Consider the following 19,916-nt stretch of genomic DNA (forward strand, 5'->3'; position numbering starts at 1 on the left):
TAACTATTTTATTCTTTTTTATACCAATATTATATAAATTAGGCAATTCTAATTCATACAATTCCCTAACTAAAATACCACAATATAATATGTCAAATCGTTTTGTCTTATTACCCTTAATTATTCTACTTTTTTCCAATTGTTCCAAAGAAAATTCAGAAAATAAAGACGCTTTGTTTTCCAAATTAGACGCTTCTAAAACAGGAATTAATTTTGTTAATGAAGTAAAGAATGGAGCGGATATGAATATATTCAAATACCGAAACTTTTATAATGGCGGAGGTGTTGCTATTGGTGACATCAACAATGATGGTCTTTCTGATGTGTATTTTACTTCAAATCTTGGAACCAACAAATTATATTTAAATAAAGGAAATTTTGAATTTGAAGATATTTCTAAAAAAGCAGGTGTCGAAGGAACCAAAACCTGGTCTACAGGAGTAGTAATGGTTGATTTAAATGCGGATGGATTCCTTGATATTTATGTGTGTAACGCAGGGAATAGTCTAGGAAATCAACAAAAAAACGAGCTTTTTATCAATAACGGCAATAATACTTTTACTGAAAAAGCAGCTGAATACAATCTGGCTGATACTGGAATTACAACTCATGCAGCCTTTTTTGATTATGATAAAGATGGGGATTTAGACGTTTATATTTTAAACAATAGTTTTATTCCAGTAAGCAGCCTTAATTATTCTAATAAAAGAGATTTAAGAGATAAAGATTGGGATGTTGCCGAAATATTAAAAGGTGGAGGTGATAAACTATTGCGTAATGATAACGGAAAATTTGTGGATGTAAGTGAAAAATCAGGTATTTATGGTAGTTTGATAGGCTTTGGTCTTGGAGTTACCCTAGGAGATGTAAACGGGGATTTATATCCGGATATTTACATTTCGAATGATTTTTATGAAAGAGATTATTTATACATCAATAATAAAAACGGAACCTTTACCGAACAAATTCAGGGATGGACATCACATATTAGTCAATCCTCCATGGGAGCTGATATGGCAGATGTCAACAATGACGGGAAAGCCGATATTTTTGTAACGGATATGTTACCGGAACCGGACGAACGCTTAAAAACGACTACAAATTTTGAAAATTATGATTTATTTACAAGAAAAGTAAATTTAGATTTCTATTATCAATACATGCAAAATACATTGCAAATTAATAATGGGAATAATCAATTTCTTGAAATAGCAAATCATGCTGGTGTTGCCAAAACGGACTGGAGTTGGGGCGCTTTGTTATTTGATATGGATAATGACGGATACAAAGATATTTACGTTTGTAACGGAATTTATAACGATTTAACGAATCAAGATTTTGTTGACTTTTTTGCCAATGAATTTATGCAAAAAATGGTGGTTACAGGTAAAAAAGAAGAAATTCAGACTATTATCAGTAAAATGCCAAGTACCCCAATCCCTAATTACGCCTTCAAGAATAATAAAAATTTGACCTTTAGTAATGAAGCTACGAAATGGGGACTAGACACTCCTAGTTTTTCTAATGGCGCTGCCTATGGAGATTTAGATAATGACGGCGATTTAGATTTGATTGTCAATAATGTTAATATGGAATCTTTCGTCTATCGAAATAATTCAGAGAAAAACAAAAATAATCATTTCGTAAAAGTAAGGTTGAAAGGTGAAGGCCAAAATAAGTTTGCTGTTGGAAGTGTTGTCGAATTATTCTCGGGTAAAGAAATTCTGAGACAAGAATTAATTCCTTCCAGAGGTTTTCAATCCTCAATTGATTATGTAATGACTTTTGGAATTGGAACTAAAAAAATTGATTCCCTGCAAGTGATTTGGCCAAACGGTAAATTTCAAACCATTAAAAAAATCGTCAATAATTCTACTATTAATTTGAATATTGTAAATGCCAAAGTAGATTATGTTCCAAAAGCTATAACATCAAAACCCTTGTTTAATGAAAAGAAAACAACTTTTTTAACACATAAAGAAAATAATTATATTGATTTTGATTATGAAGGATTAATTTCTAAAATGCTTTCGCAAGAAGGTCCTTCGCTTGCCGTTGCGGATATAAATGGTGACGGAAATGAAGATGTTTTTATTGGCGGAGCCAAAGGTCAGGCCGGTAAAATATATTTGAATAATGGTAATGGTAATTTTACTATAACTTCACAGCAAGACTTAGATGTCGATTTTAATTTTGAAGATACGGCAGCCAGTTTCTTTGATGCAGATAATGATGGTGATATTGATTTGTTAGTAGGTTCAGGTGGAAATGAAAAAGCAGATCAGGCCAACTATGAAAATCGTTTGTATTTAAATAACGGAAAAGGAGTTTTTGCAAAAAGCAAAACTAATATGCCAACGACCAATAATAATGTAGCTGTAATAGCTCCTTATGATTTTGATAATGATGGCGATATGGACATATTTATTGGAAGTCGAAGCGTTCCCGGTGTATATGGAATTGATCCGAAGCATTTGTTATTGGAAAACGATGGAAAAGGAAATTTCACTAATGTAATTGACAAAAAGGCATTCAAAATTAATACTGTTGGAATGATCACTGATGCCATTTGGGAAGATATTGACAATGATTCCAAAAAAGATTTAATCTTGGTTGGTGATTGGACCGCTCCAATGATTTTCAAAAATACCGGTCGAAGATTGACTGAATATAAATCTAATCTTATTGATTACAAAGGTTTCTGGAACGCAGTGCGTTGTGTGGACTTAAATAATGATGGTAAGAAAGATTTAATTTTGGGTAATAAAGGGACAAATACTCCGTACAAACCAGCTGCTGCAAACCCATTGAAATTATTTGTCAATGATTTTGATAATAATGGAACTATTGAACAAATAGCAACTCAATCAATTGAAGGTAAAGATTTACCAATAAATTTAAAGCAAGAATTAGCGCGACAAATTCCATCGATCAAAAAGAAAAATTTGAGTTACAAGGATTATGCTACCAAGACCTTTCAAGAATTATTTGTCCCAGAAATAGTTAGTAATTCGATACAAAAGACGATTAATATACAAGAAAGTATCATTGCAATAAATAAAGGAAATGGTAAATTTGAAATTAAAACACTCCCAAAAGAAGTTCAATTCTCATCTGTAAATTCAATTTGTATAATGGATGTGAATAGTGACGGAATTTTGGATTTGGTATTGGGAGGAAATCAATACGAATTTAAACCACAGTTTTCCAGATTGGATGCCAACTACGGTAGCGTTCTTCTAGGTAGTAAAAACGGAACTTTTTCTTGGTTGCCTTATAATCAATCTGGTTTCTTCATTAGAGGAGAGGTGAAAAACCTGAAGCTAATTAAAGACAAAAATAAAACGGTATCGATTATAGCTGTTGTTAATGATAATACCCCAAAAATATTTAGACGTAATGAATAATTTTTTCAGAATAGGACTGGCTTCATTGCTGTTTATGGGTTGTTCCAAAAAAGAAGGGCAATTGTTTGAAAAACTGTCTTCTGACGACAGTAATATCAATTTCAATAACGAATTAGTTGAGTCTAAAAACATTTCCATTTTAGATTACCTGTACTATTATAATGGTGGTGGTGTAGCTCTTGGCGACATTAATAACGATGGTTTAGTTGATATTTATTTTACATCTAATCAAGGAAAAAATAAATTATACTTGAATAAAGGAAAAAATAAATTTGAAGAAATTTCGGTAAAAGCCGGAGTAGAAGGTCAAAGTGATTGGAACACCGGTACCGTTATGGCTGACGTAAATGGAGATGGTTATCTTGATATTTATGTTTGTGCGGTAGTAGGCATTAATGGTTTCGAAGGTCAAAATGAATTATTCATCAATAACAAGGACAACACATTTACAGAAAGCGCGGCTGAATACGGATTAGATCTTGATAATTATAGTTCTTCGGCAGCATTTTTTGATTTTGATTTAGATGGAGATTTAGACATGTATTTATTGAATCACGCCGTGCACTCTGAATCCTCTTTTGGTAATGCTTCCGTTAGAAACAAAAGAAGCTATGAGTGTGGAGATAAATTATTTCGCAATGATAACGGAAAATTTGTCGATGTAAGTGATCAGGCAGGAATTTTTGGCGGTGCGAATGGCTACGGTTTGGGATTGGCGGTTTCTGATTTCAATTTAGATGGATATCCAGATATTTACGTAGGCAATGATTTTCACGAGGATGATTACTATTATCTAAATAACGGCGATGGCACTTTTACCGAGAGTCTCAAACAGTATTTTGGTCACACCAGTCGTTTTTCTATGGGGGTTGATGTTGCAGATGTAAATCATGATGGTTTTCCTGATATTCTGAGTTTAGATATGCTTCCCGAAGATGAAAAAGTTTTGAAATCTTCTCTTGGGGATGATAATGTACAAATGCTAAAAATGAGAACCGAAAAATTAGGCTATCATTACCAATACTCCAGAAATATGCTACAGCTTAATCAAGCGGGAGGCGGTTTCACTGAAACAGCTTTGTTGAGCGGTGTAGCGGCAACGGATTGGAGTTGGAGTACTTTATTTGGGGATTATGATCAAGATGGGGAGCAGGATATTTTTGTAAGTAACGGAATTCCAAAGCGTCCAAATGATTTGGACTATGTAAAATATTATTCAAATGATCAAATAAAAAGTAAAATTAACACCACAAAGTTACTAGATAAAGAGGCTTTGAAGCGAATGCCAAAGGGGAATGTAACGAATTATGTTTTTCAAGGGGCAACTGATTTACAATTTAAAAACCGCTCGAAGGATTGGATCGAAAATGATTCTATAATCTCAAATGGTAGCGGTTATGCTGATCTCGATAATGATGGAGATTTGGATGTAATCACTAATAATACGAATGCTATTGCGTCAGTTTACATTAATAAAACGGATGCGAAAGCAAACTATTTAAAATTGAAACTGCGATTTATAGGAAAAAATACTTTTGGAATTGGAGCCAAAGTAATTTCGTATTCCAAAGGTAAAAAACAATTTAAGGAACTGCAGACTACTAGGGGATTTCAATCTTCATCTGAACCAATAATCCATTTTGGCTATGGTAAAACAAAACAAATTGATTCATTAGTTGTGATTTGGCCCGATAAGACCTACCAAACCTTGAAGAATGTTAAAACGGCTCAAACGCTCACTATAAAAGCAAATAAAGACAGGAACGCTTTTGATTACAAAAAGTTACATCCTACTGTTTTACCCATTTTTAAAAAGTTAGAAACAGGATTAGGAATCGATTTTGTGCATCAGGAAAATGACTATATCGACTTTTTAGTTCAAAAATTAATTCCGTATCAACGGTCAGATCGAGGTCCTGCAACGGCAATTGGGGATTTAAACGGCGATGGAAAAGAGGATATATTCTTTGGTGGTTCCAAAGGTAAAAAAGCAATGATCTATTTTCAAAATGCTACTGGATTTGTAAAAAATAAAGTGGCTGAAATCGAAAAGGATTCTGTTTTTGAAGACGCTTCCGTAGTGATTGGAGATTTCAATAATGATAAATTGAATGATTTGTATGTTGCTTCCGGTGGAGGTGAAAATGCAGCGGACTTACAGGATCGTTTGTATTTGAATAAAAGCATTCAATTTCTTGAAGTAGCATTGCCTAAAATAGCACAAAACGGCTCTGTTGTTAAGGCTTTTGATTATGATAATGATGGAGACTTAGACCTTTTTGTGGGTAATAATTCCATAAACAATAGATTTGGCAGCCTTCCAGATGGCTATTTGTTAAACAATAACAAAGGAGTTTTTACGGTGGTCCAGAGCAAAACTTTTGAAAAAATCGGAATGGTTACAGCTGCTGTTTTTACTGATTTCAACAAGGATGGAAAAATGGATTTAATTGTAATTGGAGAATGGATGAAACCTACATTTTTCGCAAATAAAAACGGTAAATTTACGGATGTAACAGCAACTGTTTTTCCGGAAAAAAGCAATGGATTATGGCAATCCATAATTCCTTTTGATATCGATCAGGATGGCGATCAAGATTATTTGGTTGGAAACTGGGGAATGAATTCTAAATTTAAAGCTTCACAGGATTTTCCAATGAAAATGTATTATGATGATTTTGACGCTAACGGATCTTTTGAAACTATTGTGGCAATAGAAAAAAACGCAAAATACTACACAACTTTAGGGCTGGACGAATTAGCGGAACAATTCAGCGGAATGCTAAAAAAGAAATTCAATAGTTATAAATCTTTCGCAGGAAAAACACTGGAAGAAGTTTTTGATCCAAAAATGCTTGAAAAAGCAAAGTTATTTGAAGTACATAATTTGAAGTCCGGTTACTTAAGAAACGATAAAGGGAAATTCACTTTTGTTCCTTTTTCAAATAAAATGCAAGTCGCTCCTATTACTAGTTTTCTAAAAGCTAATTTTGATTCAGATGCGAAAGAGGAAGTTTTTGCGGCAGGAAATTATTTTGGAGTTTCTCCATACCACAGCAGGTTTGACGGTTTTTCAGGAGCTTTAATCAAAAACGAGAAAACCATATTTTTAGGTAATCAAGTAGGAATTGATTTGACCCAAAAAGCGGTTAGAAACCTTGATATTATTACTTTAAATGGCAAAAAATACATGCTGGTTACCATCAACAATAAAAAAGCAGAACTTTACGAAATGCCTTCAGCTAAAAATGGAAATAGAAAGCAACCTACAAATTAATAAAAATGAAAGCAAAATTTTTTAGTATTGCAATAATTAGTCTTCTTTTTATTTCATGTAAAAAGGAAAAATCTATTGTAGTTACTACAGATGAATACCATGCTGCAATAGATAATGTTACTCAAATTATGATTCATGATATCTTTTCGCCACCTGTTGCCAGTAGGATTTTTGTGTATCCAAACATTGCGGCTTATGAAATCATGGCTCAAAACAGTAAGATGTATATCAGTCTTCAGAATCAATTGAACGGGTTAGATTCAATACCCAAGTTAGATTCGAAAAGTGCCGTGAATCAGCCTTTGGCAGCTCTTGTCGCACACATGGAACTAAGTAAGCAATTAGTTTTCTCAGAGGAAATAGTAGACAAATTCAGAGATAGTTTATATCAAAAATGGACTGACGAAAATGAAGAAGAGTTTACAGTTTCTAAAGAATACGGACTAAAAGTTGCTGAGCGCATAAAGAAATGGATGGCAAAAGACAATTATAAAGAAACACGTACGATGTCTAAATTTTCGGTTTATGCCAATCAACCAGGAAGATGGCAACCTACACCTCCAGCATACATGGATGCCGTGGAGCCACATTGGGGTGAAATAAGGACTTTGGTTCTTGACTCTGCCGCTCAATTTAAACCAATTCCTGCTTTTGCATTTTCGTTAGATAAAAAATCTCCTTTTTTTAAAGAAGTTCAAGAAGTCTATGATATTAGCAAAGAGATGGTTAAAAAAGGAGATAATTCAGAAGAAATTAAAATTGCTCAATTCTGGGATTGTAATCCTTACGTTTCGGTTTCCCAAGGACACATGATGTTCGCTAAAAAGAAAATTACACCAGGAGCTCATTGGATAGGAATTGTAAAAATTGCCTCAAAAAAATCAAACGCTGATTTTGCTAAAACAGTTTTTGCTTACACGAAAACCTCGATTGGTATTTTTGAAGGTTTTATCAGTTGTTGGGATCAAAAATTCAAAAGTAATGTAGTACGTCCGGAAACAGTAATCAATCAGAATATTGATGAAAATTGGAAACCCTTATTGCAAACGCCTCCTTTTCCAGAATATACTAGCGGTCATTCTGTGGTTTCAACATGTTCAGCAATAGTTTTAACCTCAGTTTTTGGAGATAATTTTTCGTATACAGATGATACTGAATTGCAGTTTGGGTTGCCAAAAAGAAATTTCGGATCTTTTAACGCCGCCGCCCAGGAAGCGGCTATGAGTCGCTTGTATGGAGGAATTCATTACAGAGCCGCCATTGTAAACGGAATTGATCATGGTAAAACTATAGGAAATTTTATTGTCGAAAAATTAAAGATGATTAAAAAATAATGACAGTCAGAAAGAAAATTATAATAGTTTGTAGTGCGTTTTTATCCTTGTTTTTAATTTGGTATTTATTTGTAAAGAAGACTGATTATTGCATTTCGTTTAAAGTAAATGCAGCTACTGGAACCGTTTTTCAAGGAATTCAGGAGTGGTCTGTTGTTCAATGGGAAAAAGAAAAAGAAAAGTATACGATCGTAGAAAAACGAAACTTTGATTTTATCAAACAAGAAATGAAAAAAGGAGCCGTCCAAATGGAATATACGTGGGATATTACCGCTATAAACGATTCGGTGACTAAAGTGAATGTCGGGGTAAAAGATAGGAATCATAGTTGGTATAATAAACTAACAGTGCCTTTTTTCAATACAGATTTCAAGCAAGAACAGATCAAAAAAATAACTGATTTTAAGAAAGGTTTGGGCCAACACTTGAAAAGTTTTAAAGTAAGAATTGATGGAGAAGGAACTTCGGAAGAAACATTTGTAGCTTACATTAAGTTGAAAAGTGTATTGCAGGAAAAAGGACAAACAATGATTCGAAACGATGCAATAATTACCGGTTTTTTGTTTGAAAATAAAATAAAAATTATAGGAAGACCTTATATTGAAATTACAAATTGGAATCTAGATCAAGAAAAGATCGATTTTAATTATTGTTTTCCAATTGATAAAAACACAATAATCATTGAGAATGAAGTAGTAAAATTCAAAACTTTAGCAGCAGTCAAAGGATTGAAAGCGACTTATTTTGGAAATTTCAGAACCTCAGATAGAGCCTGGTTTGCGCTACTGGATTATGCAGAAAAGCACCATATTGCATTGGAAAATAAAGTGTTGGAAAATTTCTTGTCAAATCCTTTTAATGGAGGAAATGAATTGGAATGGGAGACCCGAATAATTGTCCCTTTTGCATCAAAATAGAAAGGTTTTTTTAATTGATTTAAATAATCGAAAACGTTTTCGGGTCTTCCGAAAACGTTTTTGTTTTTATTCTGTTTTTAATTGGCAATATTAAAATTAAATTTAGAAAAAATTAACAAATTAACCACCTAGAATGAATTTAAAGGTAAAATTAAGCTTCTGGCAAATAATCAATATGAATGTTGGTTTTTTTGGAATACAATATAGTTTTGGCTTGCAACAAAGTGCTGTAAATCCCATTTATGATTTTTTGCACGCCAGTCCAGATCAAATTCCGATATTAAATCTTGCGGGACCTTTAACGGGATTACTGATTCAGCCCATCATAGGGGCAATGAGTGATAAAACATGGCATCCAAGATGGGGAAGGCGCAAACCGTACTTTTTTATTGGAGCCATAATTTGTAGTATCGCTTTATTTTTATTTCCATTCAGCAGTTCACTGTGGATGGCAGCCGGTTTACTTTGGATTCTAGATGTGGGTAACAATACTGCGATGGAGCCTTATCGTGCTTTTATTGCAGATACACTAGATGAAGAACAACAACCAATGGGTTTTCAAGCACAAAGTTTCTTTACTGGTTTTGGGCAGTTTTTAGCGTATATCTCTCTTTTTCTGTTTCCAATTGTCTTTGTTGGTTACACAGGTTCTTTGCCCACTTGGATATACGCTTCCTTTTTTCTAGGTGCTGTACTCTCTGTTACTTCTATTTGGTGGAGCATGAGTAAAACCAAGGAAATTCCGCCTACTGAGGAAGAATTGGCTGTTTTGAAAGCGGAGCCTTTAAATATTTTTTCTCCTTTTATTGATATCTACAAAGCAGTTTTGGAAATGCCAAAAGTAATGTGGCAACTTTTCTTGGTGTATTTGTTTCAATGGTATGCGATGATGTGTTATTGGCAAAATAATTCAAAAAGTATTGCATTATCCGTTTGGGATGTAACCCCAAAGAACCCTGCAGGCTATGAAAAAGCGGTAGAATGGAACGGATTAATCGGTGCATTTGGTTTTATAGTTACCTTTTCAATTGCTTTTTATTTGGCAAAATTAGCCAAAAAGCATGGTGCTAAAATGATTCATTTTGTGTGTCTGTTATTTGGGGCCGTTTCTTTTTTATGGTTTCCAATGGTACAAAATCAATATGTGTTTTTTGCAGTGATTATTGGTTATGGAATTGCATGGGCAAGTATGATGGGAATTCCTTATTTGATGGTTGTTGCTGTTATTTCAAAAGAAAGATATGGCGTGTATATGGGTATTATTAATATGATGATTGTGATTCCTATGATTATTCAAAACCTATCATTTGGTTTCATACTAAGGAATTTTCTAGACAATGATCCACGTCAAGCAATAAGTTTTGCAGGGGTATTATTAGCGATTGCAGCAGTATGTACACTATTGATAAAAATAAAAAAGATAAAAGTAAGTGAATAATTCAATAGACAACAAGATGGATAAAATAGACATTCTTTGTGTAGGTGAAGTTCTTGTTGATTTCATCGGGCATCAAGAAGGAGTATTGATAAATGAAACAAGAGATTATCATAGGTATTTAGGCGGTTCCCCTACTAACGTTGCTATGAATTCAACCCGATTGGGTTTAAATACTATTATGGTTGCAACGGTAGGGAACGATGGTTTTGGGACATATATTGCGGAGCGACTTGGTGATGTTGGAGTGAATACGGATCATTTGAACATTTTAGAAGACAAATCTACAAGCGTTATTTTTGTTTCAAGATCAGACGGTACTCCAGATTTCATACCGTATCGCTCTGCAGATTGTTGTATTTATGAAGAGCAAATTTCAAGTGAAACACTAGCTAATACAACCATATTTCACACTACTTGTTTTGCATTGAGTAAAAATCCTGCGCAAAAAACGATCTTAAAAAAGGCGCAAGAAGCATATAACCTAGGTTGTAAGCTGAGTATCGATGTGAATTACGCAAGAAAACTATGGAAAAGTCAAAAGAAAGCGTTTAAAGTAATTAAAACCTATTGCCAATTCAATCCATTGATAAAAATTAGTGAGGACGATATGCTACGCCTTTTTGAAAAAGAACTTCCTCATGAAGAAATTTTTCAGTTTTTTCATGATCAAGGTGCGGATACTGTTTGTTTGACTTTAGGCAGCAAAGGGGTGAAATTATCTCAAAAAGGAGAAAAAGTAATTGAAATGCCAGCTATAAAGATTGATAAGGTTATGGACACGACAGGTGCTGGCGATGCCTTTTGGTCCGGATTTTTATTTGCTTATATCAAGGAAAAATCAATCCAAGAATGTTTAGATATTGCTTTAAAATTAGCCGCTTTAAAATTGCAAAATGTGGGTCGATTACCGGATAATATCAATATCCTTTCAAAACTTTTATAAAATATCATGCAACAAAATAGTACGAAAATCAGCAATGGTGTAATGCTTAATGTGTATCCAGATAGTATTGGTGAAAAATTCAGTGATACGATTGAAATGCTCAAAATGACCGAATTCAAAGATGTTTTTTCTTTGTTATACGTCTTGCCTACCTTTTTCAATAGTGACTTAGATAGAGGTTTTTCTATTATTGATTATGATATTAATACAGATTTAGTGGACACTAAGGACTTAAAAGATTTAGAAGAACTTCAAATTAAATTGAAATTTGACATTGTTTTAAACCATCTTTCTGTTGCATCTCCTCAGTTCAAAGACCTATTGCAGTATGGAAATAAATCTAAGTATAAAGATTTTTTCATCAATTGGAATGAATTTTGGGAGGGAAACGGTGTTAAAAATGAAGATGGAATTATCATTCCAAAACCAGAGTTTCTCAACAAGTTATTCATGAGAAAGTTGGGGTTGCCAATCCTAAAAGTGCGTTTTCCAGATGGTTCAGAACAACCCTATTGGAATACTTTTTATCAACAAATCACCTACAATTCAATCACAATAGATGAGTTGGAAAACATAAAAGGATTAACGGAAGCGCAATGTTTATATATTGTTCCAGTCATTAATCAGGCCATAGCAAATAATCAAGATTTTACAACGATTGATTTTAAAGATTGTACGCCATTAAAAGCTGATATTTTACAAATTGTAGAACAAAATCGTTCCTATTTAGGGCAAATGGATGTCAATGGGAAATCACCTTTGGTTTGGGATTTCTATGAGGAGACCCTGAAAAAGCTCAAGGGTTACGGATGTACTATTCTTCGCTTAGATGCTTTCGCCTATTTGCACAAAGAAGTTGGGGAGTCCAATTTTTTTAATAAACCGGGAACTTGGGAATATCTAGAACGTATTAATCAAATCGCACAAAAAAATAATTTGATGCTTCTGCCAGAAATTCATGCAGAGTATGGTTTGCATCTACATGATGAGGTTGCCACTAAAGGATACTATATTTACGACTTTTTCTTACCAGGTTTAACGATACATACTATCGAAAACAAAACAAGTAGTGCTTTGTTAAGCTGGGCCAAAGAAATTATTGCTAAAGGATACAAAACAGTAAACATGTTAGGTTGCCATGATGGAATTCCTGTTTTAGACTTGAAAGGCAAAGAGGTAAATGGGTTTTATAATAAAGGATTGTTAGAGGATGCCGAGATTGAAGGGATAATGACTACAATAATGGAACGTGGTGGGCGTGTTAAAAACTTATACGATCCTTCAGGAAATAAAATTTCTTATTATCAAATCAATGCTACTTTTTTTAGTGCTTTGGGAGAGGACGAGCAAAAGTTGCTTTTAGCAAGAGTCATCCAAATGTTTGTTCCAGGAATACCACAAGTGTGGTACTTAGATATTTTTGCGGGAAAAAACAATTATGAAGCGGCAGATAATGGCGGAAGTGCAGGACATAAAGAAATTAATCGTACTGCATTGTCAATGCAGGATATTGAGCAAGGTTTGAAAACTGACGTTGTTCAGAAACAGTTGCAAATTATTCGTTTACGTAATACATCTGCTGCTTTTTCCGGCCAAATAGAAATTAACGATGCCGATGCTACTGGTATAGATATAAAATGGGTGAACGATGACGCGCTTGCACATTTAAAAGTGAACCTTTTAACAAATAGTTTTACGATTGACCATATAGAAAACGGAATCACAAACATTATGAGTTTTTAAATTTCGTATTGGAATCTAAAAAAAAGCAGACCTGTTCAAATATTAAAATGAATCGAGATTGCAGAACTCAAATCACATTTAAGAATATTTAATTAGTGGACTATAATTTAGTACTAAATAATAGTTCACCTAAAACATTAGTTAAAAGATGAAAAAAAGTACGGTTAAAATTGCCATGTATCTCAATTACTTTGTATTTGCAATTCTACTGAACAGCGTGGGAATTGTGATATTAAAGGCACAAAAAAATTATGGCGTTGATGAATTGCAGGCAAGCGTTCTAGAAGCTTACAAGGATTTACCTATCGCTATAGTGTCCTTTCTAATTGCTTCGTTTTTGCCAAGGCTTGGGTATAAAAAAGCCATGCTTATTGGTCTGGCCATGGTTTCTGTGGCATGTATTAGTATGTATTTTGGAAATTCATTTGATATGGCTAAGGTACTTTTTGCAACTGTAGGCGTTTCTTTTGCGTTGATAAAAGTGTCTGTTTATTCGCTTATTGGAACAATTACGGAGAATCAACAAGAACATAATAGTTTGATGAGTAGCATTGAAGGCGTATTTATGATTGGAATTGCCCTCGCTTATTTCCTATTTCCCGCTTTTAATTCTGATGCGAATCCTGATGCTTGGTTGAACGTATATTGGTTGTTAGCTGGGATTTCGTTACTGTCATTTGGTTTTTTATTTTTTACTAAATTCGAAAATCAAACTGATATTCCGGGTGTTAATTTAGTAGATGATTTTGAGCAAATGTTTAAATTGTTTGCGAAATTATTGACGATTGTTTTTGTGATCAGCGCATTCTTGTTTGTAATGATTGAGCAGGGAATCATGTCTTGGTTGCCTACTTTCAATAGTAAAGTGCTCCATCTTCCAGAGAATATAAGTATTATGATGGCGAGTATTTTGGCTATTTCATTAGCTGTAGGACGACTTTTAGCAGGAGTAATTACAAAAAGGGTCAATTGGATTTGGATACTTAGTTTTTGTATTGTAGCTGCTATGCTCATTGTAATATTTGTACTTCCTAAAACAGTGGGCTTGGATGTCAAAGAAATCAATTCGCTTGGCGATATTCCAATAATAGGATTTGCATTTCCATTAGTGGGACTGTTTATTGCGCCTATTTATCCGCTATTAAATTCGGTGGTTTTAAGTGCTTTGCCAAAAAAACTACACAGTTCCATGACGGGTTTAATAGTCGTCTTCTCTGCACTTGGGGGTACTTTGGGTTCTAGAGTTATTGGTTACTTATTTAAAAATGAAGGTCCGGAAAATGCCTTTTATTATACTCTAATTCCAATGTCATTATTGCTTATTTCTTTCTTTATTCTAAAAAAACTTACTGCTAAATCATGAAATTCTCACTGAACATAGATAAAACTTTTCGAGAACTTTTGCTTCAAGAAGATACTGATCAAGATAAAAAAATCACCAAAGACGACCAAGGCCCTAAAAGATTTGTGTTAATTGATGAAAAGACAAAGCAAGAACAGGTTATTACGGGAACCTATTATTTGTCAAATTTACTTCAAGAATTAGCAGTGCTAAAAGAAAGTAAAATGGAGATGGGTGAAGTAGACCTAGCCCGTATACAAGAAAATCCTGTCGATCGAATTTCAAGAAAAATCAAATATGATTATTGGAATGAACTCACTAGAACGATAGACAAGAAGGGCTTGACTCAGATTCTTGAAGACGAAAAAACCAATAGTGATGTCCCAACACTTTATGTTGCTGCGACGGACAAACAAGGGGTTTCTTATTTTCAAGATTTAGAAAAAGAACTTCAGAATTTCAAAGTAGCTATTTTACCTGTAAATTATTCCATGGAATATGTGGCTACTTTAAACAATAAACCAGGGATTTTAGCTTTGGCTTTAGAACAAAAAATAGATAGTTTGCAAGGAGTTCCATTTGTAGTCCCTGGCGGAAGATTTAATGAAATGTACGGCTGGGATAGTTATTTTATTGGGGTTGGTCTTTTAATTGATAACCAACTCGAAAAAGCTATGGCTATCGCGGAGAACTTTAAATACCAAATTACACATTACGGCAAAATTCTGAATGCAAACCGAAGTTATTACTTGACAAGAACACAACCGCCATTGTATTCCTCTCTAATTGTTGAAATTGTAAAAGAAAATGTGCCTAACCAAGAATGGTTAAAGAGCCATTTGGATGCTATTATTTTAGAATACAATACGGTTTGGATGGTGTTAGGAAACCGATTAACAGAAACGGGTTTGAACCGATATAAAGCGGAAGGCGTTGGAATGCCCTTTGAAGTGGAGCCTGGGCATTTTGACGATGTTTTAGCGCCTTATGCTAAAAAATATAACATGCCGATTCGCGCATTTGAGAAAGAATATTTAGAAAGAAAATTGGTTGACGCTGATTTGGATCTGTATTTTGTTCATGACCGAAGCTTGCGTGAAAGTGGTCATGACACCACGGATCGACTCATAAATAGGTGTGCGAACTTAAATTCCGTTGATGTAAATAGTTTTCTTTATAAATACGAAAAAGACATTGCTTATTTAATTGCAACCTATTTTGGGGACACCTTTCAAATTGGAGATGTAAAGTGTACTTCAAACGAATGGGAACAAAAGGCTGCATTTAGAAAAGAAAAGATTAATGAATTGTGCTGGAATGAAGCTGCGGGAATGTATTTTGATTATGATTTTGTTAACCAAGAACAATTTCCATTTGAGGCAGCTACAACCTTTTTTCCTTTGTGGGCAGGATTGTGTACTGAAAATCAAGCTAAAAAATTAGTGGAAGTAGCCCTGCCGCATTTTATAAAAACAGGTGGAATCACAGGAAGTACGAAAGCGAGTAGTGCTAATATCTCCATGGACGAACCGCAACGACAATGGGATTATCCTTTTGGATGGGCACCACATCAAATGTTGTTATGGGAAGGGTTACTTAAGTATAACTATTTAGATAAAGCACAAGAAATGGTGTACCGATGGTTGTGGTTAATTACGATAAATGCTGTAGAATACAATGGAACAATTCCAGAAAAATTCGATTTGGAAATCAGTTCACATAAGGTTTTTGCCGAATATGGTAATGTAGGAACAGAATTTGATTACATCGCAAAGGAAGGTTTTGGTTGGATGAATGCGTCCTATCAATATGGATTGCAAATTTTAAGCACAGAATTAAAAATAAAATTAGGAGAATTAATTTCGCCAGAGGATCTATTTTAATGCTAAAAAATATTTTTGTTGTTTGAATGCATATTTTTTTTAACTTTATGATTCACTAAATGAATCAATTATGACTGTTAATCAAATTTTAAGCACTAAAGGAAAGGAAGTATATTCCGTACTTTCCACTAACACTGTATATGAAGCATTAACCGTGATGAGCGAAAAAAACATTGGAGCAATTCTTATCATTGAAGATACTGTTTTGAAAGGCGTTTTATCTGAAAGGGATTATGCTCGAAAAATCGTTTTGAAATCAAAATCTTCAAAGAAAGCTTTTGTTCATGAAATCATGGAAACAAATGTGGTGACCGTGAGCCCATCGGATAATTTAGAGTATTGCATGGAATTAATGAGTACAAAAAGAGTACGACACTTGCCGGTTCTTGAAAACAATATTGTAATAGGAATTATCTCCATCAGTGATGTGGTAAAAGCTATAATCGAGTTGCAAAAAGATACCATTCAGCATTTAAACTCTTACATTACGCAATAAAAAGGAGCTAAACGAAATACTAAAAATAGCCGCATTTTTTGCGGCTATTTTTATTGGTGGTTGTTATTGAGGGTGTGATTTTTTTAAAAGAATAGGATAAAAGCTGACTTTTTAAACCAAGTCTTCTATCTTTGTAAACTAGAATAAAATCTAAAACAATGGAAAAGAATAGCAAAAGAAGAGAAGCATTATTATACCACGCAAAGCCAACTCCTGGTAAAATTCAAGTAGTTCCCACTAAGAAATATGCAACACAAAGAGATTTGTCTTTGGCCTATTCTCCTGGTGTAGCTGAGCCGTGTTTAGAAATCGCAAAAGATGTAAACAATGTTTATAAATATACCGCTAAAGGAAATTTAGTCGCAGTAATCACAAATGGAACCGCTGTTTTAGGATTAGGTGATATTGGACCGGAAGCCTCTAAACCAGTAATGGAAGGAAAGGGATTGTTGTTTAAGATCTTTGCTGATATTGATGTTTTCGATATCGAAATTGGAACAAAAGACATTGAAGAATTCATTCAAACGGTAAAAAATATAGCACCAACTTTTGGTGGAATTAATCTTGAAGATATTAAAGCGCCGGAATCTTTCGAAATCGAAAGAAGGTTGGTAGAAGAATTAAATATTCCAGTAATGCATGACGATCAGCATGGTACGGCCATCATCTCATCTGCGGCATTGTTGAATGCATTAGAATTAGCAGATAAAAAAGCAGAAGACGTAAAATTAGTGGTTTCAGGAGCTGGTTCCGCTGCACTTGCTTGTGCTAATTTGTATGTTTTGCTGGGTGTGAAAATTGAAAATATTTTTATGTTCAATAGCAAGGGATTGTTAACTAAAGACAATCAAAAACTATCTGATTTACAGTTGAAATACGCTAAAGATATTCCTTCCTTGAGCTTACAAGAAGCATTAGTCAATGCCGATGTATTCTTAGGATTGTCTACGGGAGATATCATGTCGCCAGAAATGTTGTTGGGAATGGCTGATAATCCTATTGTTTTTGCAATGGCAAATCCAGATCCAGAAATAGACTATAACTTAGCTGTTGCAACTCGGAAAGACGTAATTATGGCTACCGGTCGTTCAGATTATCCCAATCAGGTGAACAACGTGCTTGGGTTTCCGTACATTTTTAGAGGCGCACTTGATGTTCGAGCTACTAAAATAAATGAGGAGATGAAGATGGCAGCTGTAAAAGCATTAGCGGCATTGACAAAGCAATCCGTTCCTGAACAAGTTAATATTGCTTATGGCGCTACTAAATTAAATTTTGGTAGAGAATATATTATTCCTAAACCTTTTGATCCAAGATTAATCACGATTGTTGCTCCGGCTGTTGCCAAAGCAGCAATGGATTCTGGTGTAGCATTGAATCCTATCACGGATTGGAATAAATACGAAGAAGAACTTTTAGATCGTTTAGGAAATGATAACAAAATGCTTCGTTTGATTACAAATAGAGCTAAAATGGATCCTAAAAAAATCGTTTTTGCTGAAGCAGACCATTTAGATGTGTTAAAAGCAGCTCAAATCGTATTGGAAGAAGGAATTGGTTTTCCAATTTTATTAGGTAATAAGGAAATTATCTTAGAATTAAAAGCAGAAATTGGTTTTGATGCAGATGTTCAAATTATAGATCCTAAAATTGAAGAGGAAAAAGATAGAAGAAATAAATTTGCTACAACGTATTGGTCTTCTAGACAAAGACGCGGCATTTCCTTTTTAGATGCACAAAAATTAATGCGGGAACGCAATTATTTTGCCGCAATGATGGTTAATGAAGGCGAAGCTGATGCACTGGTAACAGGACATTCCAGAAGCTATCCTTCAGTTGTTAAACCCATACTGCAATTAATCGAAAAAGCACCGGGAGCTTCTATTGTTGCTACTACTAATATGATGATGACGGCTCGTGGGCCAATGTTTTTATCCGATACGGCGATCAACATCAATCCATCTGCTGATGATTTAGCTAAAATAGCAATCATGACCGCTAAAACGGCTAAAATGTTTGGGGTAGAGCCAGTTATTGCAATGATTTCATTTTCTAATTTTGGATCCTCTACAAACGAAAACGCAGCCAAAGTAAGAGAAGCAGTTTCTTATTTACATAAAAATCATCCTGATATTATAATTGACGGGGAGATTCAAGCAGATTTTGCCTTAAACCCAGAATTACTAAAAGCGAAATTTCCTTTTTCCAAATTAGCAGGTAAAAAAGTAAATACTTTAATTTTTCCAAATCTGGACTCTGCAAACATCACGTACAAACTTCTCAAAGAATTGAACAAGATTGATTCTATTGGGCCTATCATGTTAGGACTAGGAAAACCAGTTCATATATTTCAATTAGGTGCTAGCGTGGAGGAAATGGTAAACATGGCCGCTATTGCAGTAATCGATGCTCAGGAAAAACAGGCAAAGAAAATCAAGCAGATTTAACTAAATGGGATCAAAGTAAATAGTTAAAGTTGCCAGTAAAACATAAAAGTATGTTAATTTCATTATATTTGGCAATATTTTATTAATCATGATCACACATTTACAAGGAAAATTAGCTGAGAAATCACCAACGCATATAATCATAGATTGTGGCGGCGTAGGCTACCATGTTAATATTTCCCTACATACGTATTCTTTATTACCCAATACAGATTTCATAAAAGTATATACGCATCTTCAAATTAAGGAAGATGCGCATACACTTTTTGGTTTTATAGAAAAGTCAGAACGAGAGATCTTCAGACTTTTATTATCCGTTTCCGGAATAGGAGCAAGCATCGCTCGAACTATGCTTTCTTCACTTGACCCAAAACAAATCACTAATGCTATAGCATCTGCTGACGTAGTTACCATTCAGTCAATTAAAGGGATAGGGAGTAAAACCGCACAAAGAGTAATCTTAGATTTAAAAGAAAAAGTCTTAAAATTATATGATTTAGACGAAGTTTCTATGTCACAAAGCAATACAAATCGAGATGAAGCGTTATCAGCTTTGGAAGTTTTAGGATTTGTACGAAAAACTTCAGAAAAAATTATAGAAAAGATTGTCAAAGAAGATCCAGATGCTTCTGTAGAATCAATCATTAAAAAAGCTTTGAAAAATCTTTAAAAGGTATTCAAGAACCCCG

12 protein-coding genes are annotated in these 19,916 nt (G+C 34.1%); all 12 read left to right on the forward strand.

Translation table 11 applies throughout. The annotated features are described in order from the left end of the window. The first annotated feature begins 89 nt into the window (after positions 1-89). The 12 genes from BLS90_RS01315 (at position 90) to ruvA (ending at position 19,897) form a co-directional block, all read left to right on the forward strand. Complete coding sequence (locus BLS90_RS01315) at positions 90-3,407, forward strand: VCBS repeat-containing protein (RefSeq protein ID WP_091254149.1); 3,318 nt, start codon at positions 90-92, stop codon at positions 3,405-3,407. After that, a complete protein-coding gene (locus BLS90_RS01320; protein WP_091254151.1) occupies positions 3,400-6,684 on the forward strand; it encodes a VCBS repeat-containing protein in 3,285 nt (1,094 codons plus the stop codon). The genes BLS90_RS01315 and BLS90_RS01320 overlap by 8 nt, the downstream gene beginning before the upstream one ends. 5 nt (positions 6,685-6,689) lie before the next feature. After that, the gene (locus tag BLS90_RS01325; protein WP_091254154.1) at positions 6,690-8,018 is read left to right on the forward strand and encodes a vanadium-dependent haloperoxidase; all 1,329 of its coding nucleotides are present in this window, start codon (positions 6,690-6,692) and stop codon (positions 8,016-8,018) included. Next, complete coding sequence (locus tag BLS90_RS01330; RefSeq protein WP_091254156.1) at positions 8,018-8,935, forward strand: hypothetical protein; 918 nt, start codon at positions 8,018-8,020, stop codon at positions 8,933-8,935. The genes BLS90_RS01325 and BLS90_RS01330 overlap by 1 nt, the downstream gene beginning before the upstream one ends. A gap of 133 nt (positions 8,936-9,068) precedes the next feature. Then, positions 9,069-10,373: an MFS transporter gene (locus BLS90_RS01335; protein WP_091254158.1), complete on the forward strand. Its 1,305-nt coding sequence runs from the start codon at positions 9,069-9,071 to the stop codon at positions 10,371-10,373. A 16-nt stretch (positions 10,374-10,389) separates the two neighbouring features. Further along, positions 10,390-11,316, forward strand: coding sequence for a carbohydrate kinase family protein (locus tag BLS90_RS01340; RefSeq protein WP_091254636.1), 927 nt, complete (start codon positions 10,390-10,392; stop codon positions 11,314-11,316). 6 nt (positions 11,317-11,322) lie between these two features. Beyond that, positions 11,323-13,059: an alpha-amylase family glycosyl hydrolase gene (locus tag BLS90_RS01345; protein WP_091254161.1), complete on the forward strand. Its 1,737-nt coding sequence runs from the start codon at positions 11,323-11,325 to the stop codon at positions 13,057-13,059. Between the two features lie 148 nt (positions 13,060-13,207). Then, the gene (locus tag BLS90_RS01350) at positions 13,208-14,422 is read left to right on the forward strand and encodes an MFS transporter (protein WP_091254164.1); all 1,215 of its coding nucleotides are present in this window, start codon (positions 13,208-13,210) and stop codon (positions 14,420-14,422) included. Further along, positions 14,419-16,284: a trehalase family glycosidase gene (locus BLS90_RS01355; protein WP_091254166.1), complete on the forward strand. Its 1,866-nt coding sequence runs from the start codon at positions 14,419-14,421 to the stop codon at positions 16,282-16,284. Before BLS90_RS01350 ends, BLS90_RS01355 begins: the two co-directional genes overlap by 4 nt. A 70-nt stretch (positions 16,285-16,354) precedes the next feature. Continuing rightward, on the forward strand, positions 16,355-16,780 hold the full coding sequence (locus tag BLS90_RS01360) for a CBS domain-containing protein (protein WP_091254169.1): 426 nt from the start codon (positions 16,355-16,357) through the stop codon (positions 16,778-16,780). Between the two features lie 158 nt (positions 16,781-16,938). Further along, positions 16,939-19,227: an NADP-dependent malic enzyme gene (locus BLS90_RS01365; protein WP_091254171.1), complete on the forward strand. Its 2,289-nt coding sequence runs from the start codon at positions 16,939-16,941 to the stop codon at positions 19,225-19,227. Between the two features lie 88 nt (positions 19,228-19,315). Next, positions 19,316-19,897: a Holliday junction branch migration protein RuvA gene (gene ruvA, locus BLS90_RS01370; protein WP_091254174.1), complete on the forward strand. Its 582-nt coding sequence runs from the start codon at positions 19,316-19,318 to the stop codon at positions 19,895-19,897. Positions 19,898-19,916: the final 19 nt, after the last annotated feature.

The sequence above is a fragment of the Flavobacterium omnivorum genome, assembly GCF_900099915.1.
Lineage (GTDB): Bacteria > Bacteroidota > Bacteroidia > Flavobacteriales > Flavobacteriaceae > Flavobacterium > Flavobacterium omnivorum.